We start from the raw sequence: 26,220 nt of genomic DNA, 5'->3' as shown, positions 1-26,220 counted from the left end.
GGGAAAGACGGGGCATGACGGATATTTCGGAACTGAACGGGCGCGGCCTGGTGCTGATCGGCTGCGGCCGCATGGGCGGCGCGCTGCTGGAGGGCTGGCTGCAGCGCGGCCTGCGGCCCGGCGCGGTGCATGTCGTGGACCCCAAGCCGCGTGGCGATCTGGCCGGGATGGGCATTTCGGTGAATGGCGATCTGCCCGCCGATCCGGCCGTGCTGGTCATCGCCGTCAAGCCGCAGATGATGGCCGATGTGCTGCCCGCGCTGCGGGTCGGGGCGCGCACGCTGGTCGTCTCGGTCGCGGCCGGGGTGACGATCGCCGCCTATGAACAGGCGTTTCCGCAGGCGCCGGTCGTGCGCGCCATGCCCAATACGCCCGCCGCGATCGGGCAGGGGATCACCGCCATCGTCGGCAATGCCCGGGCCGCCGAGCCCGAGCTGGCGCTGGCCGGGGCGCTGATGTCCGCCGTCGGCCGCGTGGTCCGTCTGCCGGCCGAGGATCAGATGGACGCGGTGACGGCGCTTTCGGGCTCCGGTCCCGCCTATGTCTTTCACATGATCGAGGCGCTGGCCGCCGCCGGCGCGGCCGAGGGGCTGGCGCCCGATCTGGCGCTGGAACTCGCCCGCGCCACCGTCGCGGGTGCGGGGGCGCTGGCCGTCCATGCCGATGAGGATCCGGCGACCCTGCGCGAGAATGTCACCTCGCCCGGCGGCACCACGGCGGCGGGGCTGGCGCTGCTGATGGATCCGGAGAACGGCCTGCCGCCCCTGATGCGCCGCACCATCGCCGCCGCGGCCGCGCGCGGGCGGGAACTGGGCAAATGAGCGACCCGATCAGCCATGACGATTTCGCGCGCGTCGATATCCGCGTCGGCCGCATCCTGCGCGCCGAGCCCTTCCCCGAGGCGCGCAAGCCGGCGATCAAGCTCTATCTGGATTTCGGCCCGGAACTGGGCGAGCGGAAATCCTCGGCCCAGATCACGCGCCATTACGCGCCCGAGGACCTGATCGGCAGGCAGGTGCTGGCGGTGGTGAATTTCCCGCCGCGCCAGATCGGTAAATTCATGTCCGAGGTGCTTGTGCTGGGCCTGCCGGACAAGGACAATCAGGTCGTGCTGATCGGCCCGGATCTCGAGGTTCCCGTCGGGGGGAGGATGTATTGATGAAACTGCTGGTGACGCGGCGCATGACGCGGGCAGCGGAACACGCGCTTTCGGCGCGGTTCGAGACCACGATCCTGGACCGCGAAGAGGGGCTCAGCGAAGCCGAGGCGGCGCAGGCCATGGCCGAATATGACGCGATCATGCCGACGCTGGGGGATCGCTTTTCCGCCGGCGCGTTCAGCGGCGATCCGCGCTGCAGGCTGCTGGCGAATTTCGGCGCGGGCTTCAACCATATCGACGTCTCGGCCGCGGCCGGTGCGGGGATCGCGGTGACCAATACCCCCGACGCCGTGACCGAGGCCACCGCCGATATCGCGCTGACCCTGATCCTTGCCACCGCGCGCCGCGCCGGCGAGGGCGAGCGGCTGCTGCGCCGCGGCGAATGGCGCGGCTGGCAGCCGACGCAATTGCTGGGCCGCCATGTGACCGGCGCCACCGTCGGCATCATCGGCATGGGCCGCATCGGCAAGGCCATCGCGCAGCGCTGCCATTTCGGCTTTGGCATGCGGGTGCTGTTTCACAATCGCTCGACGGTCTCCGCGCTGGATTTTCCGGCCCGGCAGGTCGCCGATCTCGAGGAGCTGCTGACCCAATCGGATTTCGCCGTGGTCGCGGTGCCGGGCGGGGCGGGCACGCGCCACATGATCGGCGCGGCCGAGCTGGACAAGCTGGGGCCGCGATCCTTCCTGATCAATATCGCGCGCGGCGATATCGTGCAGGAAGCGGCGCTGGTCCAGGCGCTGGCCGGGGGCCGCATCGCCGGCGCCGGGCTGGATGTCTATGAGCACGAGCCGCAGGTCTCGCCCGATCTGGTGGCGATGGAGAACGTCACCCTGCTGCCGCATCTGGGCACCGCCGCCGAGGAGGTGCGTACCGCCATGGCGATGCGCGCGATGAACAACCTGATCGCCCATGACGAGGGCCGGCCGCTGCCGGACCGGGTGAACTGATGCAGCTCGCCGGGCGCGCCATGGCGCTGATCCGCGCCGGGATCGAGGCGGCCGATCCCGGCGCGGCGGTTGCGCGCGGCATGGCGCGGGTGCTGGAAAACCCGCCCGATCGGGGCGGGCGCTGGCAGGTGATCGCGCTTGGCAAGGCCGCCCGCGCCATGGCCGGCGCGGCGCTGCAGGCGCTGCCGGGGGCGGAGGCGCTGGTCGTGACCAATGCCGGCAACGATGCGCCGCTGTCGGGCGCGCGGGTGATGCGCGCGGGTCATCCGCAGCCCGATGCCGAGGGCGCGGCCGCCGCCGATGAGGTGATCGCCCGGCTGTCCGCGCGGACGCCGCGCGACCGGGTGCTGGCGCTGATCTCGGGTGGCGGCTCGGCCATGCTGCCCGCCCCGGCCGAAGGCATGACGCTGGCCGACAAGCAGGCGGTGAACCGGCTGCTGCTGGCCTCGGGCGCCGATATCGGGCAGGTGAACCTGATCCGTCAGGGGCTGTCGCGGCTCAAGGGCGGGGGCTGGCTGCGCATCTCGAAGGCGCCGGTCACGGCGCTGATCCTGTCCGATGTGCCGGGCGACGATCTGCGGGTGATCGCCTCGGGGCCGACGGTGGCGCCGGTGGGCAGCCGCGCGCAGGCCGCCGATCTGGCGCGCGAGCTGGGCATCTGGGAGGCGATGCCCGAACCCGCCCGCGCGGCGCTGATGCGGCCCGAGGATCGCCGCGCCCTGCCGCCGGCGCGCAACATCCTTGTCGGCTCGAATGGGATATCGGTGCAGGCGATGGTCGATGCCGGCGCCGAAGCCGGGCCGATCCCGCTGGAAGGCGATGTGCAGGATTGCGCCCAGGCGATCTGGGCGCTGGCCCCGCGGCTTGCCCCCGGTCAGGCGCTGGCTTTCGGCGGCGAGACGACGGTCAAGCTGACCGGCGACGGCATGGGCGGGCGCAACCAGGAACTGGCGCTGCGGCTGGCCGCGCTGGCCGAAACCCGGCCGGTCGATTTCGACTGGGCCTTTGCCTCGGTCGGCAGCGACGGGCGCGACGGCCCGGGCGAGGCGGCGGGCGGGCTGGTCACCCCCGCCACCATGGCCGCGATCCGCGCCGGCGGCATCGATCCGGCGGCGGCGCTGGCGCAGAATGATTCCACCCCGGCGCTGGATGCCGGCGGCGCGCTGGTCTTGACCGGCGCCACCGGCACCAATGTCGCCGATCTGGCGGTGCTGATCCGCGCCTGATCCGGGGCGGTCGGCTTAGCAGCGGGGCTTGACCCGGCACCATCCCCCGGCACAGTTACGCCCGGGGGCAAGCGCAGGCGGAACAGGATGCTTTACAACTATATCTATCAGAACGGCGGACTCGCGCCCCTGCCCGAAGGGGCGGATCTGGCCAATGCCGCCTGGATCGACCTTTACCGGCCGCTGGATTCGCAGGTGCGGGCCGTGGCCACGCTGGGCTACGAGATCCCGACCCTGGCCGATATGGAAGAGATCGAGATCTCGAACCGCCTCTATACCGAAAACGGCACCAGCTACATGACCGGCGTCCTGCCCGGAACGCTGCCCGACGGTGCCGCCACCGCCATGCCGGTGACCTTCATCCTGGACGGGCAGCGGCTGATTACCCTGCGCCATCACGCGCCGCGCCCCTTTGACACGTTTCCGCAACGCGCCGACCGCACCAGCAGCGGCTGCGCCACGCCCGAGCGGATCTTTCTCGGCCTGCTCGAGGAAATCGTGGGCCGGCTTGCCGATATCTCGGAAGGGGTGGCGCGGGTGCTGGACGAAACCGCGCCGCGGGTGCTGACGCTCAACGCGGCCGGTGACGCGGGCGCGCTGCAGCAGGCGCTGGTGACGCTGGGCCAGCAGTCCGAACTGATGAGCCGGGTGCGCATGGGGCTGCTTTCGGTCGAGCGTATCCTGGCCTATCACACGGCGACCAACACGCCGCATCGCGCCGACAGCACGCGGCCGGTGCAAAAGGCGATCCAGCGCGACATTCAGGCGCTGGAGGTGCATGCGGATTTCCTGGGCTCGCGCATCGCCATGACGGTGGATGCGACCATGGGCATGATCGGCCTGTTGCAGAACGACCGGATCCGCATCCTGTCGGTGGTCGCGGCGCTGTTCGTGCCGCCGATGCTGATCGCCAGCATCTACGGCATGAACTTCGAGCATATGCCCGGCCTTGAAATGCTGTGGGGGTTCCCGGTCTCGATGGTGGTGATGCTGGGCTCGGCGGTGGTGACCTATCTGTTCCTGAAATGGCGCAACTGGCTTTAGCCGCGCAGGGGCACGTCCTCGATCAGGTGAAAGAAGCCATCGCCGTCCTCGCCCATCAGCGCGACCGAGCGCAGCGGTATCGGTGCCGCGATCAGCGGCGTCAGATGCGGCGACAGGGCCTCGTGCAACAGCGCGCATTCGGCCGGGGGCAGGGCGCCGCTCAGCGTCAGGTGATAGCCGAAGAGGTCCAGCACGAAGGGATAGCCCCAGTGATCCAGATGCATGCGGGCCCGGGCGGGCAGCAGATCGGGGTTCCGGCGGTCGTATTCCTGCGGCGTCAGCGGTGCGCGGAACTCGTCGAGCCGGGTCACCAGCGAGGATTCCAGCGCCAGCAGTTCCGGCGGCTGGCGCTGCGGGCGCAGGGCCAGAAATCCGTGATCGTCGCGCGGCTCAAGCTGCAGTTCGCAGGGGGAAAGCCGGTCGCACAGCATGCGCAGGGTCCGCGCCAGTTCGGCCGGATCACGCCCCGCGGCCAGCCGGAACGGCGCCTTGAGCGTCGCGTGAAAGCCATAGCGGCGCGGCGCCCGGGTCAGCGCCTCGGCATTTCCGGGCAATCCCTCGGGGCGCGCGACATGACGGCCGGTCCGCGCGTCCCAGCCCAGCCAGGCGGCGCCGAAATCGGCCAGCGCCCCCTCGGGCAGGTGATAGATGGCATAGCGGTGGAATTGCATATGACCCCCTGATGGAAAGCGGTGCCGGTCCGCAGGCCGCGCCCGCTCGATACCAGAGCCGAAGGCGGCGCGACAATCGGATTTCCCGCCGGTCGGCGCCTATATCGAACCGGCCAGCGGGCGGGTGGCCAGATACAGCCAGTCCCGCGTTCCGGCATCGAGCAGCGGCGAGATCCCGTCCCAGACCCGCCCGTGATAGGCGTCGAGCCAGGCGATTTCCTGCCGCGACATCAGCCCCGGCTCGATCAGCCGCCGGTCGATCGGGGCCAGGGTCAGCGTCTCGAAACCCAGCATGTCGCGGCCGTCCGGGCTTGCCACCTCGTGGACCGCGATCAGGTTCTCGATCCGGATGCCGAATGCCCCCTCGCGGTAATATCCCGGCTCGTTCGAGAGGATCATTCCCGGTTGCAGCGGAATTTCCGAAATCCGCGAGATCCGCACCGGCCCCTCATGCACCGACAGCCCGGCACCGACGCCATGGCCGGTGCCGTGATCGTAATCCATGCCCTCGGACCATAGCGGCGCGCGCGCCAGCGCATCCAGATGCGCGCCGGCGACACCGCGCGGGAAGCGCGCCTGCGACAGCGCGATCATGCCCTGCAGGACGCGGGTATAGGGCCGGCGCACCGATGGATCGAAATCTCCCATCGGCAGGGTGCGGGTGATGTCGGTGGTGCCATTGTCATATTGGCCGCCGGAATCGATCAGCACGATGTCGCCCGGCAGAATCCGCCGGTCGGTCGCCTCGGTCACGCGGTAATGGACCACCGCGCCATGCGGCCCCGAGCCCAGAATGGTCTCGAAGCTGATGTCGAGGATGCCGCGCGCGCGGCGAAACTCCTCAAGCTTCTTCGCCACCGCAATTTCGGTCAGCGGCGTATCGGTCAGGCTTTCGACACGACCGTCCAGCCAGCACAGCAGTTCCGCGACCGCCGCGCCGTCCTGCAGATGGGCGGCGCGCATGCCGGCGAGTTCGGCCGGGTTCTTGCAGGCCTTGGGCATGATCGCCGGGTCCTGCGCCTCGGCGATCTCGGTGCCCATGCTCTCGATCAGAGAAAAGACCTGATCGGGCGCGGTGGCGGGATCGACGCGGACCGGACCCGAAAGGTTGGTCAGCGCCGGCGTCAGCGCATGCGGCGCGAGGATCTGCACCTCGTTGCCAAGCGCGGCGCGGATCTCGGCGGGGAATTTCTCGGGGTAGGCGAAAACCGCGACATGGCCGTTCGCCTCGATGATCGCGAAGCCCTGCACGACCGGGTTGCGGGGGATGTCGGCGCCGCGGATATTGAGCAGCCAGGACAGCGAATCGGGCAGGGTCAGCACGGCGGCGCTGTGTCCCGCCTCGCGCAGCGCATCGGCGATGCGCGTGCGCTTGGCCTTGGCGGTTTCGCCGGCGATGTCATCGGGCCAGAGCCGGACCCGGCCCGCGGGCGGCGCGGGCTGGTCGGGCCAGATCGCATCCACCGGGTTCTGATCGACCGCGAGCAGCGCGATGCCCGAGCCGGCCAGCGCCTTGTCCATCTGGGCGATCTCGCGGCGCGTGTGCAGCCAGGGATCATAGCCGATGCGGCCGCCCTCGGGCATGGCTTCGCTGAGCCAGTCGGCGGGTTTGGTCTCGGGCCAGGGGACGGGCGTGAAATGCGCCATATCCACCTCGGATTTCACCTGTACGCGATAGCGTCCATCGACAAAGATGCCGGCCCGGTCGGGGGTCACGATGCAGAAACCGGCGCTGCCGGTAAATCCGGTCAGCCAGGCCAGCCGGGCGTCGCGGGCGGCCACATATTCGCCCTGATGGGCGTCGGCGCGCGGCACAAGAAAGCCGTCCAGATCGCGCGCGGCAAGTTCGCGGCGCAGTTCCGCCAGCCGGGGCGGATGGCGTGCGGGGTCGGAATGGCTGGCATAGTCCTGGTACATGATCGTTCCTGCCTTGGCTGTCTGGGGCCGGGATGGGTCAGGCCGGGGCGCGACCAAGGGCGCGCGCCGCCTCGGGCAGGCTGCGGGCAAGCCCGTCGGCCACCGCCTCGGCGCTGCGGCGGTGGTGGAAATCGGCCGCGACCCGCGCCCGCGAGGCCTGGGCCAGACGCCGCGCGTAATCCGGGTCCGCGACAAGGCCGGCGATTTCGCGCGCCATCGCCTCGGGCTGCTCGGGCGGCACGAGGATCGCGTCGCGGCCCGAGGTGATCAACTCGTGATTGCCGCCGACATCGGTGACCACGACCGGCATCTCCATCGCCATCGCCTCCATGATCGCGACGGCAATGCCTTCGTTCAGGCTGGCCAGCGCGAAGACATGGGCGTTTTCCAGCCCCTCGCGGACGCGGGCCTCGCTTACCGCGCCCAGCAGGGTGACGGCATCCGTCAGGTCCTTTTCCGCGATCAGCCCCTCCAGATACTTGCGATAGCCTGTGCCGCCCTGCTCGTCCTCGCCGGCGATTTCAAGCCGCGCCTCGATGCCCTGATCGCGCAGCAGGCGCAGGGTCTCCAGCAGATGGTCATGGCCCTTGACCGCGTTCAGCCGGCCGCAGGAAAAGATGCGCAGCGGCTCATTGGGGGCGGGCGGCTGCCAGGGCGCGCTGCGCCTGATCTGGTCCAGATCCACGCCCATGGGCGCGATATTGATGATATCGGGCCTGGAGCCCGCCAGCTCGCGTTCCACGACCCCGGCCAGAAGGCGGGAAATGATGGTGGCAAAGCGCGCATGGCGCCATTTCTGCGGCTGGTTCGGGCCATAACCCTCAAGCGTCGGGCCGTGCAGCGTCAGGCTGTAGCCGGGTCCTCCAAGCCGTTCGGCGAACATGGCGATATTGGCGCTGTCGGCGCAGGAATGGACATGGATATGTGACCAGCCGTTTTCGCGCGCGATGCGCTTGAGCCGCGCGCCCATGGCCAGAAGGCCCAGCATCCGCGCCCGGCCGCGCGCCCCGCCTGCGGTCTCGGCGGTGAAGGCCGCGCCCAGCCCGCGCGCCCAGCCTCGCGGGCCCGAGCGCAGGAATTCCGCGACGATCCCCAGCCCCTCGCCGCGCAGCGGCGTCAGGTAACGGGTCCGGGCCTGCGCCTCGGCCGCCCAGCTATGGGATGCGATCGCGCGCGGCGGCAGGCGGGTCGAGATCAGATCCGCCTCGATCCCCAGTTCGGCCAGCGCCTGCCGTTCGCGCCACAGGAAGATATGGGTCTGGCCGGGGAATTCCGGGATGAAGAAACCGATACGCAGCACGTTGATCCCCCTGGTGTCACGAGGCGTCCGCAGCCCCGGTTCGCGCAGGCAGTGGTCGCATGGAGCGGGGGCGGAAATCAAGCGACGCGCGAGGAAAGCTCAGCCGGCCGGGCGCATATGCATCGCGCGGGCACGCTTGCGCGGATCGGCCTCGAACAGCGCGGCCAGTTGCTCGGTGATCGCGCCGGCCAGCTGTTCGGCATCGGTGATCGTCACTGCGCGCTGGTAATAGCGGGTCACATCATGGCCGATGCCGATGGCCAGCAACTCGACCTGCCTGCGCCTTTCGATCATGGCGATGACGTCGCGCAGGTGCTTTTCCAGAAAATTCGCCGGGTTCACCGAGAGCGAGGAATCATCGACCGGCGCACCGTCCGAGATGACCATCAGGATGCGCCGCGCCTCGGGGCGCCGCGCCAGGCGGCGATGCGCCCATTCCAGCGCCTCGCCGTCAATGTTTTCCTTCAGGAGCCCCTCTTTCATCATCAGGCCCAGATTGGGGCGCACGCGGCGCCAGGGCGCATCGGCGCCCTTGTAGATGATGTGGCGCAGGTCGTTCAGCCGGCCGGGCGCGCCGGGGCGTCCGTCGGCCAGCCATTTCTCGCGGCTTTGTCCGCCCTTCCAGGCGCGGGTGGTGAAGCCCAGGATTTCCACCTTGACCTGCGACCGTTCCAGCGTGCGCGCCAGCACATCGGCGCAGATCGCGGCAATCGAGATCGGCCGGCCGCGCATCGAGCCGGAATTGTCCAGCAGAAGCGTCACCACCGTGTCGCGGAATTCGGTGTCCTTTTCGACCTTGAAGCTTAGCGGCGTCGTGGGGTTCGCGACCACGCGGGCCAGACGGCCGGCATCCAGCACGCCCTCTTCCTTGTCGAATTCCCAGCTGCGGTTCTGCTGCGCCTGAAGGCGGCGCTGCAGCTTGTTGGCCAGCCGGCTCACTGCGCCGCGCAGGGGCTCAAGCTGCTTGTCCAGATAGGCCCGCAGGCGTTCCAGTTCCGCCAGATCGGCCAGATCCTCGGCCCGGATCTCCTCGTCGAACTGCTGGGTATAGACCTTGTAATCGGGGCTGGCCTCACTGACCGGAGGGGGGATGTCGGGCGGGCTGTCCGCCTCGGTCATCTCGGCCTCGTCGGCCAGTTCCTCGTCGGACTGGTCGTCCATGCTGACCTGGGCCTGACGTTCCTCCTGCGTCTGGTCCTGGCTGCGTTCGGGGCTGGCCTCGGCGTCCTCGTCCTGATCCTGATCGCGGGACTGGTTGTCGCCGGCCTCTTCCTCCTGCTCGGCGTTCTCCTCGGCCTCGTCCTGCGGCTCGTCGGGATCCTCGCCCAGCTGGTCGCCATAGCCGAGATCCGAGATCATCTTGCGCGCCAGCCGCGCGAAGGCGGCCTGATCGTCCAGCACCTCATGGACGCGTTCCAACTCGCTGCCGGCCTGTTCCTCGACGAAGGGGCGCCAGAGGTCGGCGACATGCTGCGCGGCCGCCGGCAGCGCCCGGCCCGAGGCCTGCTGCCGCAGCAGATAGCCGGCGGCGACCGCCAGCGGCGCCTCGGCCGGAGATTTGATCTGGGCATAGCCCTTGCGGTCGGCCTCCTGCCCCAGTTTCGCGTCGATATTCGACAGCGCGCCGGGCATGTCGCGGGCGCCAAGCGCCTCGCAGCGTGCGGTCTCCATCGCCTCGTAGAGTTCGCGGGCCATGGGGCCGGCAGGGGTGTATTTCGCATGCGTCGCCGGGTCGTGATGGCGCAGCTTCATCGCCAGCGCATCCGCCGTGCCGCGCGCCATCAGCACCTCGTCGCGGGTCATGCGGCGGCTGACCTGCGGCAGGCGCATGGTGTCGCCCGAGACGCCCGAGGGATCGGCAGAGAAGGTCACGTTCAGCTCATGATCCTCGGAAAGGGCGCGGGTGGCCTCGGTCAGGGCCTTCTTGAACGGATCGGCGGGGTTGTCGGATTTTTTCATGGCATGATCCGCTATCAGCGATGAGGCGTCATTTCGGGCAGGCGCTGGATCAGGTTGGCGCAGACCTGTTCTTGCGCTTCGAATGCGGCACTCAGCTTGGCATCTGAGCCGAGGATATGGGCATTGATTGCCTCTGCCCATCGTGGAGCGCGCGCCAAGGCATCGGAAATCGTTTTCTGGTCCGCGCCAAGCCGTGTTGCGGCCGCGACGAAATCATTTGACATGACAGACCAGCCATCGCTGACATCTTCAGGGCTGAAATGCGCGCGCTCGTAAAGGTCGTGGCCGCGATATAGCGCCCCACATTCCGCCGCGGCGACATCTTCCGCCGCATGCGTCACCGTCGGGCAAAGCAGCAAGCCGAAGAGAGCAATAATGCGCATCACCCCGCCATGACCGCCGCGCTTTCGGGCAGTTCCTCGTCGAACAGGCGCTGATAGAACTCGGCCACGGTCTGGCGCTCAAGCTCGTCGCATTTGTTCAGGAAGGTCAGGCGGAAGGCATAGCCCAGGCTGCCGAAGATGCGCGCGTTCTGGGCCCAGGAAATCACCGTGCGCGGCGACATGACCGTGGACAGGTCGCCCTGCATGAAGGCGGTGCGCGTCAGATCGGCCAGCGTCACCATCTGGCCGATCGTCTTGCGGCCCTTTTCGGTGTTGTAGGTCGGGTTCTTGGCCAGCACGATATTCGTCTCGGCGTCATGGGACAGGTAGTTCAGCGTGGCGACCAGCGACCAGCGGTCCATCTGGCCCTGGTTGATCTGCTGCGTGCCGTGGTAAAGCCCGGTCGTGTCGCCCAGACCCACCGTGTTCGAGGTCGCGAAAAGCCGGAAGAACGGGTTCGGGGTGATCACCTCGTTCTGGTCCAGAAGCGTCAGCTTGCCATCCGCCTCCAGCACACGCTGGATCACGAACATCACATCGGCGCGGCCGGCATCGTATTCGTCAAAGACGATGGCCGTGGGGTTGCGCAGCGCCCAGGGCAGGATGCCTTCGTGAAACACCGTGACCTGCTTGCCCTCGACCAGCTTGATCGCGTCCTTGCCGATCAGGTCGATCCGGCTGACATGGCTGTCCAGGTTCACCCGCACGCAGGGCCAGTTCAGCCGCGCGGCGATCTGTTCGATATGGGTGGATTTGCCGGTGCCGTGATAGCCCTGGATCATCACCCGGCGGTTATAGGCAAAGCCCGCAAGGATCGCCAGCGTGGTGTCGGGGTCGAACTTGTAGGTCGAGTCGATATCGGGCACGCGCTCGCTGCGATCGGCGAAACCCTTGACCTTCATGTCGCTGTCCAGGCCAAAGACCTCGCGCAGGTCTATTTCCTCGGTCGGTTTCGCATTCTGATCCAGCATGGCGGCGGCCCTTTCGATTATTCTGTGCTTGATGAATGATTCCGCTGTCCGGTGCAAGCGCGCGGGGCCGGGAACACTTGCCCGGACCTGGAAATTGAGGCAACCAAGGCATCGGAAACCGCAGGGGATGACAGGATGAGCGGATTGCTGGCGCTGCTGGACGACGTGGCGGGGATCGCCAAGATCGCGGCGGCCTCGGTCGATGACGTGGCCGGGCAGGCGGCCAAGGCGGGCGCCAAGGCGGCGGGCGCGGTGATCGACGACGCGGCGGTGACGCCGAAATACGTGCACGGCTTTTCCGCCGCGCGCGAGGTGCCGATCGTGATGAAGATCGCGCGCGGCTCGCTGTTCAACAAGCTGGTGATCCTGCTGCCCATCGCACTGCTGCTGTCGGCCTTTGCGCCCTGGGCCATCGCGCCGCTGCTGATGCTGGGCGGCGCCTATCTGTGTTTCGAGGGGGCCGAGAAGCTGTGGCACGCGATCGCCCATCGCCATGTCAACGAGCCGCATCTGGTCGCCACGCCCGAAGGCGGCGCAGGCCTTGAGGAAGAGCGCGTCAAGGGCGCGATCAAGACCGATTTCATCCTCTCGGCCGAGATCATGACCATCGCGCTGTCGACCATCCCCTTTGACGACACGATCTGGAGCAAGGCGCTCATCCTTGCCGTGGTCGCGGTCGGGATCACCGTCGCCGTCTATGGTTTCGTGGCGCTGATCGTCAAGGCGGACGATCTGGGTCTGTCCATGGCCGAGCGCGGTGGCGCGCTGGCCGGGCTGGGGCGCGGCATCGTCCATGTCATGCCCGGTTTCATGAAGGTGCTGACCGTGGTCGGTACCGCCGCGATGATCTGGGTCGGCGGGCAGATCATCGCGCATGGTCTTTATGAACTGGGCCAGCACCAGCCCTATGCCTGGATCAAGGGCATGTCCGCCGCGGCGGCGGTCGCGCTGCCCGCCGCGCCGGGTTTCGCCGCCTGGATGGTCACCGCCTTTTTCGACGGGGTGTTCGGACTGGTGATCGGGCTGATCCTGATCCCGGTCGCCCAATATGTGGTGACGCCGCTGATCGGCGCGGTTCGCGGGATGCTGGGGGCCGGGGCCTGATAGGGCGCGGCCGCTCGTGACAAGCCACGCCCGTGTGCCGGGGTGGCGTCGGGCGCGTCAGCTGTGCTCTTCGGCGGCGGCCTCGGACAGGGCGGTATTGAGCGCGCGCAGGGCATCGACGTGATAGAGCGCGCCGATGATCTCGGGCTCGGGCGCGGTGCCCCCGGCGCCGGGATCGGCGCCCTTTTGCGCCGGGGCCGGGCGGATCACGGCCAGAAAGGCGTCGCCGTCCCGGTCAAAGCGGCGCAGCGCCCGGTCCAGCGTCGCGCCGTCCTCGATCCATTGCCCGGCCGCGACCAGATTGCGCAGCAGGTCGGGCGACGGTGCGTTCTTTGCCGCCGCCGGCCGCATCACCGCCGTGATCCGCATCTTCTGCGGCAGCCAGACCTGCGGCCCCTCGGCGATATGGATGCCGCGCCGCCGGATCTGGGTCAGGAAGAACGAGCGATGCACCAGCCGCGAGGCCAGCGCCGATGACAGCGAAATCGTGGTCATCACCGCGATCCCCGTCTGCCAGTCGCCGGTCATCTCGAATATGATCATCGCGGTCGAGATCGGCGCGCCCAGCACCGCCGCGCCCACCGCGCCCATGCCGGCCAGCGCGTAAATGGTATGGCTGCCGGAAAGGCCGGGCATCAGCCTGGTGGCGATGATGCCGAAGACCAGCCCGGTCAGCGCGCCCATGACCAGCGCCGGCGAGAACACGCCGCCGCCCATGCGGCCGCCAAAGGTGATCGCCACGGCCAGCGCCTTGGCCAGCGCGACGATCAGCGCCGTGCCCAGCCCCAGCCCGCCGGTCAGCGCGTCCGAGGTGGTCTCGTAGCCGACACCGATGATCTGGGGAAAGGGAATCGCGATCAGCCCCAGCATCGCGCCGGCGATGGTCGGGCGCAGCCAGCGCGGCCAGCCGGTTTTTGCCATGATGCGGTCGCCCACCGCCTCGGCGCGGAAAATCGCCGCCATCATCGCGGCCGCGACCAGTGCGCAGACCAGCCCCAGCAGCATGAAGGCGGGCAGCTCGACATAGAAACCCAGTTCGCCCACCTGTCCCAGCTCGAATTCCGTCACGCCGCCGAAACGCAGCCGGTTGATCACCGTACCCGCCACGGCCGAGATGGCGATCGGCGCAAAGGCCTGCTGCGAGAAATGGCGCAGCACCACCTCATGGGCGAAAAGCGCGCCGGCGATGGGGGCGTTGAAACTGGCCGCGACGGCGCCCGCGACGGCGCAGCCCAGCAGGTCGCGCCCGGTCATCGGGCTGGCCTTGATCCGCTCGGCCACATAGGTCGAGATGACGGCCGCCAGATGCACGACCGGCCCCTCGCGCCCCGACGAGCCGCCGGTGCCCAGCGTGATGATCGAGGCGGCGGCCGAGGCCCAGCCCTCGCGCCGCTCGACCCGGCCGCCCTCGAGCGCGGCGCCCTCGATCACGTCGGCCACGGCGCGCGCGCGGGCATCCGGGGTAAAGCGGTCAAGGATCTGGCCCACGGCAAAGCCGCCCATGATCGGCACCAGCAGCACCCACCACCAGGGCAGCGTCCCCGCGACCGAGGCCATGCTCAGGTCGTCGGTGCCGTAGACCCTGCGCTGCAGCGCGCCGATGCCCAGCCGGAAGGCCAGCGCCGCCAGCCCCGCGCCGATGCCGATCATCAGCGCGATCAGCCAGAACTGGATCTTGCTGGGGCCGCGGGTGATCAGCACCGTCCAGCCCCGTGCGACATGGGCGCGCAGATGCCGCCAGCCCTGCCGCCCCCAGCCTTTCGCCCTGCCATGCTCGCGCCGCGTCATGCCGTCCCCCCTGATGCCGCCAGCGAATCACAATGCGGGCCGCGCGTCCAGCACCTGTGCTTGCCCAACCTGCCGCTGCGGGACTATCAGATTCCCCAGCCACCAAGGAGATTCCCATGCCGATTCCCGCGCCTGCCGCCGATTCCCTGGCCGCATTGCTGGGCGCGCGTTTCTCGACCAGCGCCGCCGATCGCGAATTGCACGGCCAGTCCGAGACCTTTCACCGCGCGCCGCCCCCCGATGCCGTCGCCTGGCCCGTCTCGACCGAAGAGGTCGCCGGGATCGTCGCGATCTGCCACGAACATCGCGTGCCGGTGATCGGCTGGGGCACCGGCACCTCGCTTGAGGGGCATGCGCTGGCCACGCAGGGCGGGCTGGTGATCGATCTCACGAAAATGGACCGCGTGCTGGAGATCCGGGCCGAGGACATGCAGGTCAGCCTCCAGCCCGGCTGCACGCGCGAGGCGCTGAACACGGAACTGCGCGCCACCGGCCTGTTCTTCCCGGTCGATCCGGGCGCCAATGCCAGCCTGGGCGGCATGGCGGCGACGCGCGCCAGCGGGACGACCGCCGTGCGTTACGGCACGATGCGCGACAATGTCCTGGCGCTGGAGGTGGTGCTGGCCGATGGCAGCATCATCCGCACCGGCACGCGGGCCGCGAAATCCAGCGCCGGCTATGATCTGACCGGGCTTTTCGTCGGCTCCGAGGGCACGCTGGGGATCATCACCGAGCTGACCCTGCGCCTGCATGGCCAGCCCGAAGAGGTCGCCTCGGCCGTCTGCGGCTTTCCGACGCTGGATCAGGCGGTGGAATGCGTGACGGCCACCATCCAGTCGGGCATTCCCATGGCGCGGATCGAATTCGTCGATGCCGATGCCGCGCGCGCCTTCAACCGATATGCCGGCACGAATCTGCACGAGGGCCCGCATCTGATGGTCGAGTTCCACGGCTCTCCCGCCACGGTCAAGGAGGACGCGCAGCGTTTCGGCGAACTGGCGCGGGATTTCGGCGGCACCGGCTTCGACTGGGCCACCACGCCCGAGGATCGCGCCGCGCTGTGGAAGATGCGCCACGGCGCCTATCGCGCCTGTCTGGCGCTGCGTCCCGGCGCGACGGCGGTGGTGACCGACGTTTGCGTGCCGATGTCGCATCTGCCCGCCGCCGTGGCCGCCGCCGCGCAGGATATCCGCGAGGCCGGGCTGATCGGGCCGATGGTCGGCCATGTCGGGGACGGCAATTTCCATTCGCAACTGCTGGTCATGCCCGGCGATGAGCAGGAACTGGCCGCCGCCAAGCGGGTCGCCACCCGCATGGCCGAGCGCGCGCTGGCCGTCGGCGGCACGATCACCGGCGAACATGGCGTGGGCATCGGCAAGCGCCCGCTGATGCGCGCCCAGCATGGCGAGGCGGTGCGCGTCATGGCCGCGATCAAGGCGGCGCTGGACCCGCAAGGCATCATGAATCCGGGCAAGCTGGTCCCGGATGTGAACTGAGGCGCGGCGGCGGAGCGGCAATTCGGGCGCAGGAAACGGATCGCCGGAACGGGGCGGGCGGGCGAGATTGCGCCCGAACCGTTCCGAGGACCACATGACCGAACCGACCCTTGCGCTGATCGCCTTCCTGTTCCCGCTGGCCTATAGCCCCGGCCCGGGCAATCTGTTCTTTGCCGCGAATGGCGCCCGCTTCGGCTTTCGCGCGACGGTGCCGGCGAATATCGGCTATCATCTGGCGACATGGATCGTGACCTGCGCGCTTGGCCTTGGGTTTTCGGCGCTTGCCGCGCAGGCGGGGATGTTGCTTGGCCTGCTGAAATGGCTCGGCTCGGCCTATGTGCTCTTGCTTGCCTGGCGATTCCTGCGGGCGGGCGCCCTGCAGGGGGCGGCAGCAGCCCGCCCGGCCGGTTTCGCCGATGGCGCCCTGCTGCTGGTCCTTAACCCCAAGGCCTATGTCATCATCGCGCTGATGTTCACGCAATTCCTGGGCGGCGGCGACGCTGCTGCGACCGGGCCGGTGGTCTGGATCGCCACGGTCTTCACACTGAACAACATGCTGGCATTCGTCCTGTGGACGCTGCTCGGGGATCGGCTGGCGGCCGGGTTCCGGCAGGACATTGCCGCGCGCAGGCTGAACACGGTCCTTGGTGCGATGCTGGCGGCGGTCGCGTTCTGGATGCTTGCCGCATGATCGCGCCGTCTCAGGTCATCGGCGGAATGGCGTAGATCACGCCGTCGATCTTGGGCGTGCAATAGCGGCCGATGATGGTGCCGCCCAGCCGTTCCGCGATGCGCCGGCTGGGCCGGTTCGCCAGCGCGACCGGATAGCGGAAATGGAACGGCGCATAGCGGGCGCTGGCGCGGCGGACCAGCGTCGAGACCATCTCGAGGCCATAGCCCTGGCCCTGCGCCTCGGTCCTGATCCAGATGCCGATCTCGGGCCTGCGGCCCGCCAGCCGGTGCAGCCCCAGCAGGCCAAGGAATTCCCCGGTCCCGGCCAGGCGCGCGACGAAATGCAGGTCGGTTCCGGCGCGTTGGGCGATCAGCCATTCCTCCCATACCCGGCGAAAGGCGTCGCGGCTGTGCGGCGGGTCCCAGGCGGTGTAACGCGCGAGCCTTTCGTTGATGCAGGCGAAGGCCTCGGCCGAATCCGAGGGGGCAAAGGGGCGCAGCGCGACGCGCGGCGTGTGCAGTCTGTCCATGACCTGTTCCGGGCAGTTCGAATCCGACTGCGATCCTGACAAATTCGTGATTGTCACGCCACAGTGACTTTGCATCCCTGCTTTGTCATAAGAGGCAAAAGCGCCGGTGAAAGGCGCCTCGGGCAGAGGGTGTTGATGAGACTCGCAGTTAGGATTTTCGCGGTGCTGTCGCTGGCCGTTCTGGCGGCTTGCGGAGGTGGGGCGCCGCGTGGCCCCGGTGTGACCGTGGGGCAGGGCTCGGGCCCGCAATTCGGCGACAGCGCGCCCCATGAATGGGTCGGCGGCCACCCCTATGACCACCCGGTCCAGGGTCTGGATATCTCGCGCTATCAGGGCGATATCGACTGGAACCGGGTGCGCGGCTCGGGGGTGAGCTTTGTCTATATCAAGGCGACCGAGGGCGGCGATTACGCCGATCCGAACTTCCGCCGCTACTGGGCCGAGACCGCCCGCGCGCGCATCCCGCGCGGCGCCTATCACTATTTCTATTTCTGCCGCTCGGGCCGGGAACAGGCGGAATGGTTCATCAGGAACGTGCCGCGCGAACGCGGCGCGCTGCCGCCGGTGCTGGATCTGGAATGGACCGTCTCGCGGACCTGTCCGCGCCGGCCGCCCAGCAGCGAGGTCCTGCGTGAGGCGAGGATATTCAAGGATATCCTGCACCGCTATTACGGCCAGCGCCCGATCATCTATACCACGGTCGATTTCTATCGTGACAACAATATCCGCAGCTGGCCCGAGGAGTTCTGGCTGCGTTCCGTCGCGGGTCATCCGCGCATCACCTATCCGGGCCAGCGCTACAGTTTCTGGCAATATACCGGCACGGGTCTGGTTCCGGGGATTCGGGGCAATGTCGATATCAACGTATTTGCCGGTTCTGCGGCACAGTGGCGACAATGGCTGAGCACGCGCATGCAGTAAATCGCGGCCTGCTTTGGGCCGAGTTCTCGGCGCTCTATATCGGGGCGCCGCTGGGCATCGCGCTGTTCATGCCCGGCCGGCTGCTGTTCGAGGCGCTGGCCGTGTTCAGCATCGCCGGGCTGGCGCTCTTGTGGCGCACGGGCGGCTTCGACTGGCGCGGCCTGGTCCGCGGCTTTCGCCGGGTGCCGATCTGGCAGGTGCTGCTGTTCGGCCTTTTCGTGGGCGTGTCGGGCTGGATCATCATCCAGGTCACCCGGCCCGACTATATCCGCCTGCTCACGCCCGAGCGGCTGCGCCTGCTGGGACTGATCTGGCTGCTTTACCCGCTGCTTTCGGCGCTGCCGCAGGAGCTGATCTTCCGGCCGCTGTTCTTTCACCGCTTCGGCAGCCTGTTTCCCGACCGCGCGACGGCGGTTCTGGTCAATGCGACGGTGTTTTCATTCGCGCATCTGATGTACTGGTCCATCGTCGTCGCGGTGATGACCTTTATCGGCGGCTGGATATTCGCCCGCGCCTATCTGGTCCGGGGCTTTCCGACGGCCTGGCTCCTGCATGCGATCGCCGGCAATGCGCTGTTTACCGTCGGAATGGGGGCCTATTTCTGGTCCGGCGCGGTGGTGCGGCCTTTCTGATTGCTTGACTTCCCCGGCGCGGCGCGGTTGATGCGGGGCCGATACGCAAGGGGAAAAACGATGAGCGCCTATCGCAGCCATACCTGTGGCGAGCTGACTGCAAAAGCCGCCGGAGCCGAAATCCGCCTGTCCGGCTGGGTCCACCGGGTCCGCGACCATGGCGGCGTGCTGTTCATCGACCTGCGCGACCATTACGGCATCACCCAGGTCATCGCCGACAGCGACAGCCCGGCATTCGCCGCGATGGAAAAGCTGCGCGCGGAAACCGTGATCCGCATCGACGGCCGGGTCAAGCTGCGCGACCCCGATCTGGTCAACCCCAGACTGCCCACCGGCGAGATCGAGGTCTATGCCACCGACATGGCGGTGCTGGGCGCCTCGGACGACCTGCCGCTGCCGGTCTTCGGCGATCAGGACTACCCCGAGGAAACCCGGCTCGCCTACCGTTTCCTGGACCTGCGCCGCGAGTCGCTGCACAACAACATCATGCTGCGCGCCCGCGTGATCAAATGGATCCGCGATGCGATGTGGGATGCCGGTTTCACCGAGTTCCAGACCCCGATCATCACCGCCTCCAGCCCCGAGGGGGCGCGCGACTTTCTGGTGCCCTCGCGCCTGCATCCGGGCCGGTTCTACGCGCTGCCGCAGGCGCCGCAGCAGTTCAAGCAGCTGATCATGGTCGCGGGCTTCGACAAGTATTTCCAGATCGCCCCCTGTTTCCGCGACGAGGACCCGCGCGCCGACCGCAGCCCGACCGATTTCTACCAGCTCGACATGGAAATGTCCTTTGTCGAGCAGGAGGACGTGTTCCGCGCCATCCAGCCGGTCATTCAGGGCCTGTTCGAGGAGTTCGGCGGCGACCGCAAGGTCGATCCCGACTGGCCGCGCATCCCCTATGCCGAGGCGATGCTGAAATATGGCAGCGACAAGCCCGACCTGCGCAACCCGATCGAGATGCAGGTGGTTTCCGACCATTTCCGCGGCTCGGGCTTTGCCATCTTTGCCAAGCTGCTGGAGCAGGAGGGGACCGAGGTCCGCGCCATTCCCGCGCCCAAGGGCGGCAGCCGCAAATTTGCAGACCGGATGAATGCATTCGCGCAACAGCAGGGGCTGCCGGGGATGGGGTATATCTTCTGGCGCAAGGGCGATGACGGCCAGACCGAAGCCGCCGGCCCGATTGCGAAAAACATCGGCCCCGAACGGACCGAGGCGATCCGCCAGCAGCTTGGGCTGGCCGAAGGCGACGCGGCCTTCTTCCTTGGCGGCAAGCCCGAAACCTTCGAGGCTGTCGCCGGCCGCGCCCGCAACGAGATCGGTCGCGAGCTTGGCCTGACCGATGAAAACCAGTTCAAATTCGCCTGGATCGTCGATTTCCCGATGTATGAAAAGACCGAGGACGGCCGGATCGACTTCAGCCACAACCCGTTTTCCATGCCGCAGGGCGGGATGGCGGCGCTTGAGGGCGATCCGCTGGCGGTCAAGGGCTATCAGTACGATCTGGCCTGCAACGGCTATGAGCTGGTCTCGGGCGCGATCCGCAACCACAAGCCGGAAATCATGTTCAAGGCCTTTGGACTGGCCGGCTATCCCGAATCCGAGGTCGAAAGCCGTTTCGGCGGCATGGTCAAGGCGTTCCGCTATGGCGCGCCGCCGCATGGCGGTTGCGCGGCGGGGATCGACCGGATCGTGATGCTGCTGGCCGACGAACAGAACATCCGCGAAGTCATCATGTTCCCGATGAACCAGCGCGCCGAGGACCTGATGATGGGCGCCCCCAGCGAACCCACCAACGAACAGCTGCGCGAATTGCGGCTGCGGGTGCTGCCCCGGGAATAGGCAGCCGGATGGCGCGGCCCCGCCGGGGCCGGCTTTCGTGCCGGGTTGAAGAAAGCGTGATCTGACCTTGGTGCCGCTTCGTGCGATAACGGCAGGCGGGATGTCACTGCATCCCGGTCGCGAAAGGTGTCCCGATGTCCCTTGGGTTTCCCGAACTCGCGGCGATCCGGCTGGGCTATGGCCTGTCGCCGCTGATGCCGCCGCCGCAAGATGCCGACGCCGTTCTGGCGGGGGTGGCCCGCGCCGCGCCGGGCGCGGATGCCGTGACGACGGACGAAGCCCGGGAATTCCATCTGCGGCTGGGCGAACTCAGCAAGGCACGCAAACAGGGCGACAAGAAGGCGGTCGATGAATACCGGACCTTTGCCCGCAGCCTGTCGCGCCTGACGGTGATCGACCTGCAGCGCCGGATGGTGCGCGCGGTCGACGACCCGGTCGGCTTCGGCGAAAGGCTGGTACAGTTCTGGTCCGATCACTTCACCATCAGGCCGATGGGGGCGGGACAGAACCCGCTGGCCATGGCCTTTGCCGACGAGGCGATTCGCCCGCATCTGACCGGCCGGTTCGAGGACATGTATGTCGCGGCCGAAACCCATCCGATGATGATGCTTTATCTGGACCAGACCGCCAGTCGCGGCCCGAATTCGCCCTTTGCGCAAAAGCGCAAGGAGCGGGGCTTCGGCCTGAACGAGAACCTCGCGCGCGAGGCGCTGGAACTGCATTCGATGGGCGTCGGCGCACCCTATAGCCAGAAGGATGTCCGCGAACTGGCCGAACTGCTGACCGGCATGACTTATACGCCTGCCAAGGGCGTGGTCTTTCAACCGCAGATGGCCGAGCCGGGCGCCGAGACGGTGCTGGGCGAAAGCTATGGTGGCGGGCGCGCCGATATGGCGGATATCCGCGCGGCGCTGACCGACATCGCCCGCCGGCCCGAGACCGCGCAATATGTCTCGAAGAAGCTGGCGGTGCATTTCTTTTCCGACACCCCGCCCGAGCCACTGGTGCGCGACATGGTGCAGACCTGGCGCGAGACGGGCGGCGATCTGGCGCGGGTCTATCGTGTCATGGTCGGCCATCCGGCGCTGGCGCAGACGATGGGCCAGAAGATCCGCCAGCCTTTCGACCTGCTGGCCGCCGGGTTTCGCGCCCTGGGCGTGACCGGCCAGAAGATCGCGGCGCTGGAGCATCCGCAGAATGCGCGCTGGCTGTTCAATGCGATGAACAGCATGGGCCAGCCCTGGGGGCGGCAGAAAGGCCCCGACGGATGGCCGGAAGAGGCGTCGGCCTGGATCGCGCCGCAGCAACTGGCGGCGCGGATCAACTGGTCGCTGCGGATGCCGCGCCAGATGCTGGACGAATTGCCCGATCCGCGCGAACTGCTTGAGACCACATTTCGCGGCGGCCAGTCGCCGGAACTGGCCTGGGCGGTGCCCAAGGCCGAAAGCCGGGCCGAGGGGGTCGCGCTGATCCTGGCCTCCAGTGATTTCAACCGGCGATAGGAGGGACGCATGCTGAACCCGGACCGCCGACTGTTTCTGAAAGGCACCGCGCTGATCGGCTGTTCCGCCGCGGCGCATCCGCTGATGAGCTCGATGACATTTGCCGCGCTGCCGGGCGACAACCGGCTGGTGGTGATCATCCTGCGCGGCGCGATGGACGGGCTGGACGTGATCCAGCCCTATGGCGATCCGGCGCTGCGCCAGTTGCGGCGCAAGCTTGCCACCGGCCCCGATCGCGGCGCGCTGGATCTGGACGGGTTCTACGCGCTGCATCCCGGTCTGGCCCCGCTGATGCCCCTTTGGAAAAACGGAGAGCTGGCTTTCGCCCACGCCGTTTCGACGCCCTATCGCGACAAGCGCAGCCATTTCGACGGCCAGGACGTGCTCGAGGCGGGAACCGGAAACGACCTGCCGGTGGATCGCCGCGTCGGCGGCTGGCTGAACCGGCTGCTGCTCGCCACGCCGGGCGCCACCGCCGAGACGGCCTATTCCGTGGGGGTCGAGCAGATGAAGATCCTCAGCGGCGAAGCCGCGCATCTCAGCTGGGCGCCGCGGGCCAGCCTGGATCTTTCGGCGCAGGCGCAGCTTCTGCTGGAGCATGTCTATCAGGCCGACCCGCTGTTTCGCGATGCGGCCCGCGACGCGATCCAGATCGGCGCCGAGTCCATGGATATGACGCGCACGCAAGGGCCGACCGCCGACGCCACCGCGCTGGGGGCGTTCACCGCCAGCCGGCTGAACGGCGAAAGCCGGATCGCGGCCTTTTCCATCGCCGGCTGGGACACGCATGCCAATCAGGAGGTGGTTCTGGGCCGGGCGCTGGACCGGCTGGCGGCGGCCATTCTGGCCCTGCGCGACGGGCTCGGCGCGAACTGGGGCCGGACCACCGTCCTGGCGATGACGGAATTCGGTCGCACCGTGCGCGAGAACGGCTCGGGCGGGACCGATCATGGCACCGGCGGGGCGTTGATCATGGCGGGCGGCGCCATCCGGGGCGGGCGGGCCTATGGCGAATGGCCGGGCCTGGGTGAGGGGCAGCTTTACGCCGGCCGCGACCTGATGCCCACCCGCGACATCCGCGCCTATGCGGGCTGGGCCATGCAGGGCTTGTTCGGGATCGAACGCGACCGGCTGGAGCGTGCGGTCTTTCCCGGCCTTGAGCTTGGAGAAGATCCGGGGATACTTGCCTGACCAGTGCAGGACAGAACCCCATGACCCAACGCCTTCTGGGCGCCGCCGTGCCGGGCTTCGCCCCGCCGCCCGCGCCGGGACCCGCCCTGATCGAGGGGCGACATGTGACGCTTGAGCGGCTTGATCCCGCGCGCCATGCCGATGATCTGTTCGCGGCCAATGCCGGGCAGGACCGGGTCTGGGACTATCTGCCCTATGGCCCGTTTGCCGATCTGCGGGCCTATCGCGATTGGCAGGCTTCCATGGCCGGCCTGTCCGATCCTTTCTTCTATGCCTTCCGCGACAGGGAGACCGGCGGCATTGGCGGGCTTGGCGCCTATCTTCGGATCGAGCGGGGCCATGGCGTGATCGAGATCGGCCATATCGGGATCGCCCCCTTCATGCAGCGAAGCACCGCCGCGACCGAGGCGATATCGCTGATGATCGGCTGGGCCTTTGCCGCCGGCTATCGTCGCGTCGAGTGGAAATGCGACGCGCTGAACGAGCCGTCCCGCCGGGCCGCGCGGCGCTACGGCTTTACCCATGAGGGCGTGTTCCGCCAGCACCTGATCGTCAAGGGCCGCAATCGCGATACGGCCTGGTTCTCGATCATCGACAGCGAATGGCCGTCGCTGGCGCGGGCGCACGCGCTCTGGCTTGCGCCCGGCAATTTCGATGCCCGGGGGTGCCAACGCCAAAGCCTGGGGGAACTGACCGCGCGCGAGGCTTAGGACATGCGCACGGTGGCCAGACGGTCCTGCACCAGCCCGCTGATCCGCGCCAGATCGGTGGCAAGCGCCCTTCCCTCGGCATGGTCGCGGGCGAGCGCCGTCGCTGCATCCTCAAGCGGGCGGTCATGTGCCGAGCGCGCGACCCCGGCCAGAAAGCGCACGATATAGTCGATGGCGGCGGTATCGTCGGCCAGCGACAGCACCTCGGCCACATGGGCAAGATCGTCGCGCAGCGCGCCCTGATCCGCCGCGATCACCTCATCGGGCAGGATGCGCGGCCATTTGGGCCGGGCATCCGCCGGCAGGGCGGCAAGGATCGCCTCCTGAAACACGGCGAGGCTTTCGATCGGCTTGGCCAGAAACCCGTCGGCGCCGGCCTTCATCGCCGCGTCGCGATTGCCGGGATCGCCCGAGATGCCCAGAATCACAGGCACGCGCGGCTCGCTTCTGGCGATGGTCGCGATCATGTCGGCGCCATCGCCATCGGGCAGGCCCATATCGATGATCACCGCGCCCGGGCGATAGGTCTGCAGGTGCCGCAGGGCCGAGCGGATGCAGTCGGCCCGCCGGATGCGCGCGCCGGATCGCAGGCATAGCAGCCGCACCGCCTCGGAGGCGACGCGCGAATCCTCGACCACCAGCACGGTCAGCCCGGCCAGCGGTCGGTTGGGCAGGGTGACCTGCCAGGTGGGACATGTCTCCGCCCCGATCCTTTCCTGTTCCATCATCGCTTAGTCCTAACCTGAGAATCGCTGTCTCCATGCAGATTCGCGCGATTTGGCTAATAAGCGGTTAATCACGGTTTCTTTTCCTTTCCCCTGCCGCCCCAAGGTCCTAGAAGGACCTCAGATGACGGAGGATCGCATGATCGGACGATTGAACCATGTCGCCATCGCCGTGCCGGATCTGCAGGCCGCGGCAGCGCAATATGCCGATGTCCTGGGCGCCCGGGTCGGCGCGCCGCAGGACGAGCCCGAGCACGGTGTGACCGTCGTCTTTATCGAGCTGCCGAATACCAAGATCGAGCTGCTTTATCCGCTGGGCGAGAACAGTCCGATCCGCGGCTTTCTGGACCGGAATCCCTCGGGCGGGATCCATCACATCTGTTACGAGGTCGATGACATCAACGCCGCGCGTGACCGGCTCGGGGCGCAGGGGGCCCGCGTGCTGGGCGATGGCGAGCCCAGGATCGGCGCCCATGGCAAGCCGGTCCTGTTCCTGCATCCCAAGGATTTCAACGGCACCCTGATCGAACTGGAGCAAGTCTGATGAGTCTGACCGGAGGTGTCGTCCTTTATGCCGTGGTCTGGGTTCTGGTGCTGTTCGTGCTGCTGCCCTTTGGCCAGCAGAGCCAGGCCGATGTCGGCCAGATCGTGCCCGGCACGCCGGCCGGCGCGCCGCATGAGCCCAAGCTGAAGAAAAAGGCGATCTGGGCCACGATCATCGCCACGATCATCTGGGCCGTGCTGGCCTATATCATTCTGGGCGGGTTCTTCACGCGGGCGGATGTCGAAGGCTGGTGGGTGCCCGACGCCGGCTGAGATGGAACAGGTGGGTGAACCCCGCCGCCGCCATTACCGGCCCGATCAGGTTCAGCACCGGCACCGTCAGCAGGATCGCGATCGCGATGCCCAGCAGCGTGACCGGCGTCGAGAGCCGTCGGCGCAGTTCGGTTGCCTGCGGCTCGTGCAGATGGCGCCGCGCCGCCATCTGAAAGAACTCCCGCCCCAGCAGCCAGCCATTGCCGGCGAAATACAGAACCGATGCCAGCGGCCCCAGAAACGGCGTCAGGATCAGCGTGATCAGGGTGACGGCAATCACCGCGCCCATGACGGCAAGCGATTCCCACAGGCCGTCCCAGAAGGCGACCGGCAGGCCGCGCGCCTCGGGATAGTGGATCTGCTCGACGGCATCGGCGACGCGCTCGGCGAACAGCCCGGCAAAGCCGGCGGCGACCGGCACCATGAGAAAGATGCTCATCAGCGGAAACAGCACCAAGGACCCCCATGACAGGGCAGGGGCGATCGTCACGGTCCCGATCCATGGCAGGGTCAGCGTTTCGGGCGCGGCGAGGCGGATGGTCCAGAAGGCACCCGCCTGCAGCGCCGCGAACAGCAGCAATGTCAGCCCGATGCCAAGCGCGATGACGCCAAATATCCGGGGCCGCAGCAGATCCCCCCAAGCCAGAAACAGCGCCCGGGGGATCATGCCAGAAAGGTCGTCTTGGCGGCGATATCTGGGCGGGGGCGGTCAGGGGG

The 26,220-nt window shown here is 68.0% G+C and carries 26 protein-coding genes; 16 read left to right on the top strand and 10 right to left on the bottom strand.

Annotation, left to right across the window (positions count from 1 at the left end):
• Positions 1–14 precede the first annotated feature (14 nt).
• The 5 genes from proC (at position 15) to IT41_RS09225 (ending at position 4,379) form a co-directional block, all read left to right on the top strand.
• On the top strand, positions 15–821 hold the full coding sequence (gene proC, locus IT41_RS09245) for a pyrroline-5-carboxylate reductase (protein ID WP_036740560.1): 807 nt from the start codon (positions 15–17) through the stop codon (positions 819–821).
• On the top strand, positions 818–1,159 hold the full coding sequence (locus IT41_RS09240) for a tRNA-binding protein (RefSeq protein ID WP_036740558.1): 342 nt from the start codon (positions 818–820) through the stop codon (positions 1,157–1,159). Before proC ends, IT41_RS09240 begins: the two co-directional genes overlap by 4 nt.
• Positions 1,159–2,109: a 2-hydroxyacid dehydrogenase gene (locus IT41_RS09235; protein WP_036740555.1), complete on the top strand. Its 951-nt coding sequence runs from the start codon at positions 1,159–1,161 to the stop codon at positions 2,107–2,109. Before IT41_RS09240 ends, IT41_RS09235 begins: the two co-directional genes overlap by 1 nt.
• Positions 2,109–3,335 carry a glycerate kinase type-2 family protein gene (locus IT41_RS09230; RefSeq protein ID WP_036740553.1) on the top strand — a complete coding sequence of 409 codons (1,227 nt, stop codon included), beginning with the start codon at positions 2,109–2,111 and terminating at the stop codon, positions 3,333–3,335. Before IT41_RS09235 ends, IT41_RS09230 begins: the two co-directional genes overlap by 1 nt.
• Positions 3,336–3,422: 87 nt before the next feature.
• On the top strand, positions 3,423–4,379 hold the full coding sequence (locus tag IT41_RS09225) for a magnesium transporter CorA family protein (RefSeq protein WP_036740551.1): 957 nt from the start codon (positions 3,423–3,425) through the stop codon (positions 4,377–4,379).
• Here IT41_RS09225 and IT41_RS09220 read toward each other — a convergent pair.
• The 6 genes from IT41_RS09220 to cobS form a co-directional block, all read right to left on the bottom strand.
• Complete coding sequence (locus IT41_RS09220) at positions 4,376–5,050, bottom strand: DUF1045 domain-containing protein (protein WP_036740548.1); 675 nt, start codon at positions 5,048–5,050, stop codon at positions 4,376–4,378. The genes IT41_RS09225 and IT41_RS09220 overlap by 4 nt on opposite strands.
• Positions 5,051–5,149: 99 nt before the next feature.
• Entirely contained in the window at positions 5,150–6,967 is a 1,818-nt protein-coding gene (locus IT41_RS09215; protein ID WP_036740545.1) for an aminopeptidase P family protein, read from the bottom strand.
• 37 nt (positions 6,968–7,004) lie between these two features.
• Positions 7,005–8,267, bottom strand: coding sequence for an exopolysaccharide biosynthesis GT4 family glycosyltransferase EpsE (gene epsE, locus IT41_RS09210; protein ID WP_036740544.1), 1,263 nt, complete (start codon positions 8,265–8,267; stop codon positions 7,005–7,007).
• A gap of 99 nt (positions 8,268–8,366) precedes the next feature.
• Positions 8,367–10,226, bottom strand: coding sequence for a cobaltochelatase subunit CobT (gene cobT / locus IT41_RS09205; RefSeq protein ID WP_036740542.1), 1,860 nt, complete (start codon positions 10,224–10,226; stop codon positions 8,367–8,369).
• A 14-nt stretch (positions 10,227–10,240) separates the two neighbouring features.
• Positions 10,241–10,612, bottom strand: coding sequence for a hypothetical protein (locus IT41_RS09200; RefSeq protein WP_139221640.1), 372 nt, complete (start codon positions 10,610–10,612; stop codon positions 10,241–10,243).
• Positions 10,609–11,580, bottom strand: coding sequence for a cobaltochelatase subunit CobS (gene cobS / locus IT41_RS09195; protein ID WP_036740535.1), 972 nt, complete (start codon positions 11,578–11,580; stop codon positions 10,609–10,611). Before cobS ends, IT41_RS09200 begins: the two co-directional genes overlap by 4 nt.
• A 135-nt stretch (positions 11,581–11,715) precedes the next feature.
• On the opposite strand from cobS, the gene IT41_RS09190 reads away from it, so the two are divergent.
• Positions 11,716–12,684 carry a DUF808 domain-containing protein gene (locus tag IT41_RS09190; RefSeq protein ID WP_036740532.1) on the top strand — a complete coding sequence of 323 codons (969 nt, stop codon included), beginning with the start codon at positions 11,716–11,718 and terminating at the stop codon, positions 12,682–12,684.
• A gap of 57 nt (positions 12,685–12,741) precedes the next feature.
• Here IT41_RS09190 and IT41_RS09185 read toward each other — a convergent pair whose 3' ends face one another.
• Positions 12,742–14,472 (bottom strand): chloride channel protein, encoded by a 1,731-nt coding sequence (locus tag IT41_RS09185; protein ID WP_036740529.1) that lies wholly within the window; start codon positions 14,470–14,472, stop codon positions 12,742–12,744.
• 116 nt (positions 14,473–14,588) lie between these two features.
• Between IT41_RS09185 and IT41_RS09180 the strand changes: the two genes are divergently transcribed.
• Together IT41_RS09180 and IT41_RS09175 are read left to right on the top strand one after the other, a co-directional pair.
• On the top strand, positions 14,589–15,968 hold the full coding sequence (locus IT41_RS09180; RefSeq protein ID WP_036740526.1) for an FAD-binding oxidoreductase: 1,380 nt from the start codon (positions 14,589–14,591) through the stop codon (positions 15,966–15,968).
• A 94-nt stretch (positions 15,969–16,062) separates the two neighbouring features.
• Complete coding sequence (locus IT41_RS09175) at positions 16,063–16,659, top strand: LysE family translocator (protein WP_036740523.1); 597 nt, start codon at positions 16,063–16,065, stop codon at positions 16,657–16,659.
• A gap of 10 nt (positions 16,660–16,669) precedes the next feature.
• Here the strand turns inward: IT41_RS09175 and IT41_RS09170 are convergent, their stop codons facing one another.
• On the bottom strand, positions 16,670–17,170 hold the full coding sequence (locus IT41_RS09170) for a GNAT family N-acetyltransferase (RefSeq protein WP_036740520.1): 501 nt from the start codon (positions 17,168–17,170) through the stop codon (positions 16,670–16,672).
• A gap of 135 nt (positions 17,171–17,305) precedes the next feature.
• Here IT41_RS09170 and IT41_RS09165 point away from each other — a divergent pair, with 135 nt between their 5' ends.
• The 6 genes from IT41_RS09165 (at position 17,306) to IT41_RS09140 (ending at position 23,962) form a co-directional block, all read left to right on the top strand.
• On the top strand, positions 17,306–18,091 hold the full coding sequence (locus IT41_RS09165) for a glycoside hydrolase family 25 protein (protein WP_074948069.1): 786 nt from the start codon (positions 17,306–17,308) through the stop codon (positions 18,089–18,091).
• Complete coding sequence (locus IT41_RS09160) at positions 18,067–18,723, top strand: CPBP family glutamic-type intramembrane protease (RefSeq protein WP_036740516.1); 657 nt, start codon at positions 18,067–18,069, stop codon at positions 18,721–18,723. Before IT41_RS09165 ends, IT41_RS09160 begins: the two co-directional genes overlap by 25 nt.
• Positions 18,724–18,783: 60 nt before the next feature.
• Positions 18,784–20,559, top strand: coding sequence for an aspartate--tRNA ligase (aspS, locus tag IT41_RS09155; protein ID WP_036740514.1), 1,776 nt, complete (start codon positions 18,784–18,786; stop codon positions 20,557–20,559).
• 134 nt (positions 20,560–20,693) lie between these two features.
• Positions 20,694–22,061 carry a DUF1800 domain-containing protein gene (locus IT41_RS09150; RefSeq protein WP_036740512.1) on the top strand — a complete coding sequence of 456 codons (1,368 nt, stop codon included), beginning with the start codon at positions 20,694–20,696 and terminating at the stop codon, positions 22,059–22,061.
• Between the two features lie 9 nt (positions 22,062–22,070).
• Entirely contained in the window at positions 22,071–23,252 is a 1,182-nt protein-coding gene (locus IT41_RS09145) for a DUF1501 domain-containing protein (protein ID WP_036740507.1), read from the top strand.
• 20 nt (positions 23,253–23,272) lie between these two features.
• Entirely contained in the window at positions 23,273–23,962 is a 690-nt protein-coding gene (locus IT41_RS09140; RefSeq protein WP_036740504.1) for a GNAT family N-acetyltransferase, read from the top strand.
• Here IT41_RS09140 and IT41_RS09135 read toward each other — a convergent pair.
• A complete protein-coding gene (locus IT41_RS09135) occupies positions 23,959–24,687 on the bottom strand; it encodes a response regulator (protein ID WP_036740708.1) in 729 nt (242 codons plus the stop codon). The two genes, IT41_RS09140 and IT41_RS09135, sit on opposite strands and share 4 nt — an antisense overlap.
• Before the next feature lie 139 nt (positions 24,688–24,826).
• Here IT41_RS09135 and mce point away from each other — a divergent pair, with 139 nt between their 5' ends.
• Positions 24,827–25,231 carry a methylmalonyl-CoA epimerase gene (gene mce, locus IT41_RS09130; RefSeq protein WP_036740706.1) on the top strand — a complete coding sequence of 135 codons (405 nt, stop codon included), beginning with the start codon at positions 24,827–24,829 and terminating at the stop codon, positions 25,229–25,231.
• Entirely contained in the window at positions 25,231–25,503 is a 273-nt protein-coding gene (locus IT41_RS09125; protein WP_036740501.1) for a DUF1467 family protein, read from the top strand. Before mce ends, IT41_RS09125 begins: the two co-directional genes overlap by 1 nt.
• On the opposite strand, the gene IT41_RS09120 is transcribed toward IT41_RS09125, so the two are convergent.
• Positions 25,457–26,170 carry an EI24 domain-containing protein gene (locus IT41_RS09120; RefSeq protein ID WP_036740498.1) on the bottom strand — a complete coding sequence of 238 codons (714 nt, stop codon included), beginning with the start codon at positions 26,168–26,170 and terminating at the stop codon, positions 25,457–25,459. The two genes, IT41_RS09125 and IT41_RS09120, sit on opposite strands and share 47 nt — an antisense overlap.
• Positions 26,171–26,220 lie beyond the last annotated feature (50 nt).

The sequence above is a fragment of the Paracoccus halophilus genome (assembly GCF_000763905.1).
Lineage (GTDB): Bacteria > Pseudomonadota > Alphaproteobacteria > Rhodobacterales > Rhodobacteraceae > Paracoccus > Paracoccus halophilus.
Note: the sequence above shows the minus strand (reverse complement) of the source record. Positions and strands in the feature narration are given on the sequence as shown.

Bases quoted from the DNA above. Each gene is read 5' to 3' on its own strand.
- proC (WP_036740560.1), top strand. From the start codon at position 15: ATGACGGATATTTCGGAACTGAACGGGCGCGGCCTGGTGCTGATCGGC.
- IT41_RS09240 (WP_036740558.1), top strand. From the start codon at position 818: ATGAGCGACCCGATCAGCCATGACGATTTCGCGCGCGTCGATATCCGC.
- IT41_RS09235 (WP_036740555.1), top strand. From the start codon at position 1,159: ATGAAACTGCTGGTGACGCGGCGCATGACGCGGGCAGCGGAACACGCG.
- IT41_RS09230 (WP_036740553.1), top strand. From the start codon at position 2,109: ATGCAGCTCGCCGGGCGCGCCATGGCGCTGATCCGCGCCGGGATCGAG.
- IT41_RS09225 (WP_036740551.1), top strand. From the start codon at position 3,423: ATGCTTTACAACTATATCTATCAGAACGGCGGACTCGCGCCCCTGCCC.
- IT41_RS09220 (WP_036740548.1), bottom strand. From the start codon at position 5,050: ATGCAATTCCACCGCTATGCCATCTATCACCTGCCCGAGGGGGCGCTG.
- IT41_RS09215 (WP_036740545.1), bottom strand. From the start codon at position 6,967: ATGTACCAGGACTATGCCAGCCATTCCGACCCCGCACGCCATCCGCCC.
- cobT (WP_036740542.1), bottom strand. From the start codon at position 10,226: ATGAAAAAATCCGACAACCCCGCCGATCCGTTCAAGAAGGCCCTGACC.
- cobS (WP_036740535.1), bottom strand. From the start codon at position 11,580: ATGCTGGATCAGAATGCGAAACCGACCGAGGAAATAGACCTGCGCGAG.
- IT41_RS09190 (WP_036740532.1), top strand. From the start codon at position 11,716: ATGAGCGGATTGCTGGCGCTGCTGGACGACGTGGCGGGGATCGCCAAG.
- IT41_RS09185 (WP_036740529.1), bottom strand. From the start codon at position 14,472: ATGACGCGGCGCGAGCATGGCAGGGCGAAAGGCTGGGGGCGGCAGGGC.
- IT41_RS09180 (WP_036740526.1), top strand. From the start codon at position 14,589: ATGCCGATTCCCGCGCCTGCCGCCGATTCCCTGGCCGCATTGCTGGGC.
- IT41_RS09175 (WP_036740523.1), top strand. From the start codon at position 16,063: ATGACCGAACCGACCCTTGCGCTGATCGCCTTCCTGTTCCCGCTGGCC.
- IT41_RS09170 (WP_036740520.1), bottom strand. From the start codon at position 17,170: ATGGACAGACTGCACACGCCGCGCGTCGCGCTGCGCCCCTTTGCCCCC.
- IT41_RS09165 (WP_074948069.1), top strand. From the start codon at position 17,306: ATGAGACTCGCAGTTAGGATTTTCGCGGTGCTGTCGCTGGCCGTTCTG.
- IT41_RS09160 (WP_036740516.1), top strand. From the start codon at position 18,067: ATGGCTGAGCACGCGCATGCAGTAAATCGCGGCCTGCTTTGGGCCGAG.
- aspS (WP_036740514.1), top strand. From the start codon at position 18,784: ATGAGCGCCTATCGCAGCCATACCTGTGGCGAGCTGACTGCAAAAGCC.
- IT41_RS09150 (WP_036740512.1), top strand. From the start codon at position 20,694: ATGTCCCTTGGGTTTCCCGAACTCGCGGCGATCCGGCTGGGCTATGGC.
- IT41_RS09145 (WP_036740507.1), top strand. From the start codon at position 22,071: ATGCTGAACCCGGACCGCCGACTGTTTCTGAAAGGCACCGCGCTGATC.
- IT41_RS09140 (WP_036740504.1), top strand. From the start codon at position 23,273: ATGACCCAACGCCTTCTGGGCGCCGCCGTGCCGGGCTTCGCCCCGCCG.
- IT41_RS09135 (WP_036740708.1), bottom strand. From the start codon at position 24,687: ATGGAACAGGAAAGGATCGGGGCGGAGACATGTCCCACCTGGCAGGTC.
- mce (WP_036740706.1), top strand. From the start codon at position 24,827: ATGATCGGACGATTGAACCATGTCGCCATCGCCGTGCCGGATCTGCAG.
- IT41_RS09125 (WP_036740501.1), top strand. From the start codon at position 25,231: ATGAGTCTGACCGGAGGTGTCGTCCTTTATGCCGTGGTCTGGGTTCTG.
- IT41_RS09120 (WP_036740498.1), bottom strand. From the start codon at position 26,170: ATGATCCCCCGGGCGCTGTTTCTGGCTTGGGGGGATCTGCTGCGGCCC.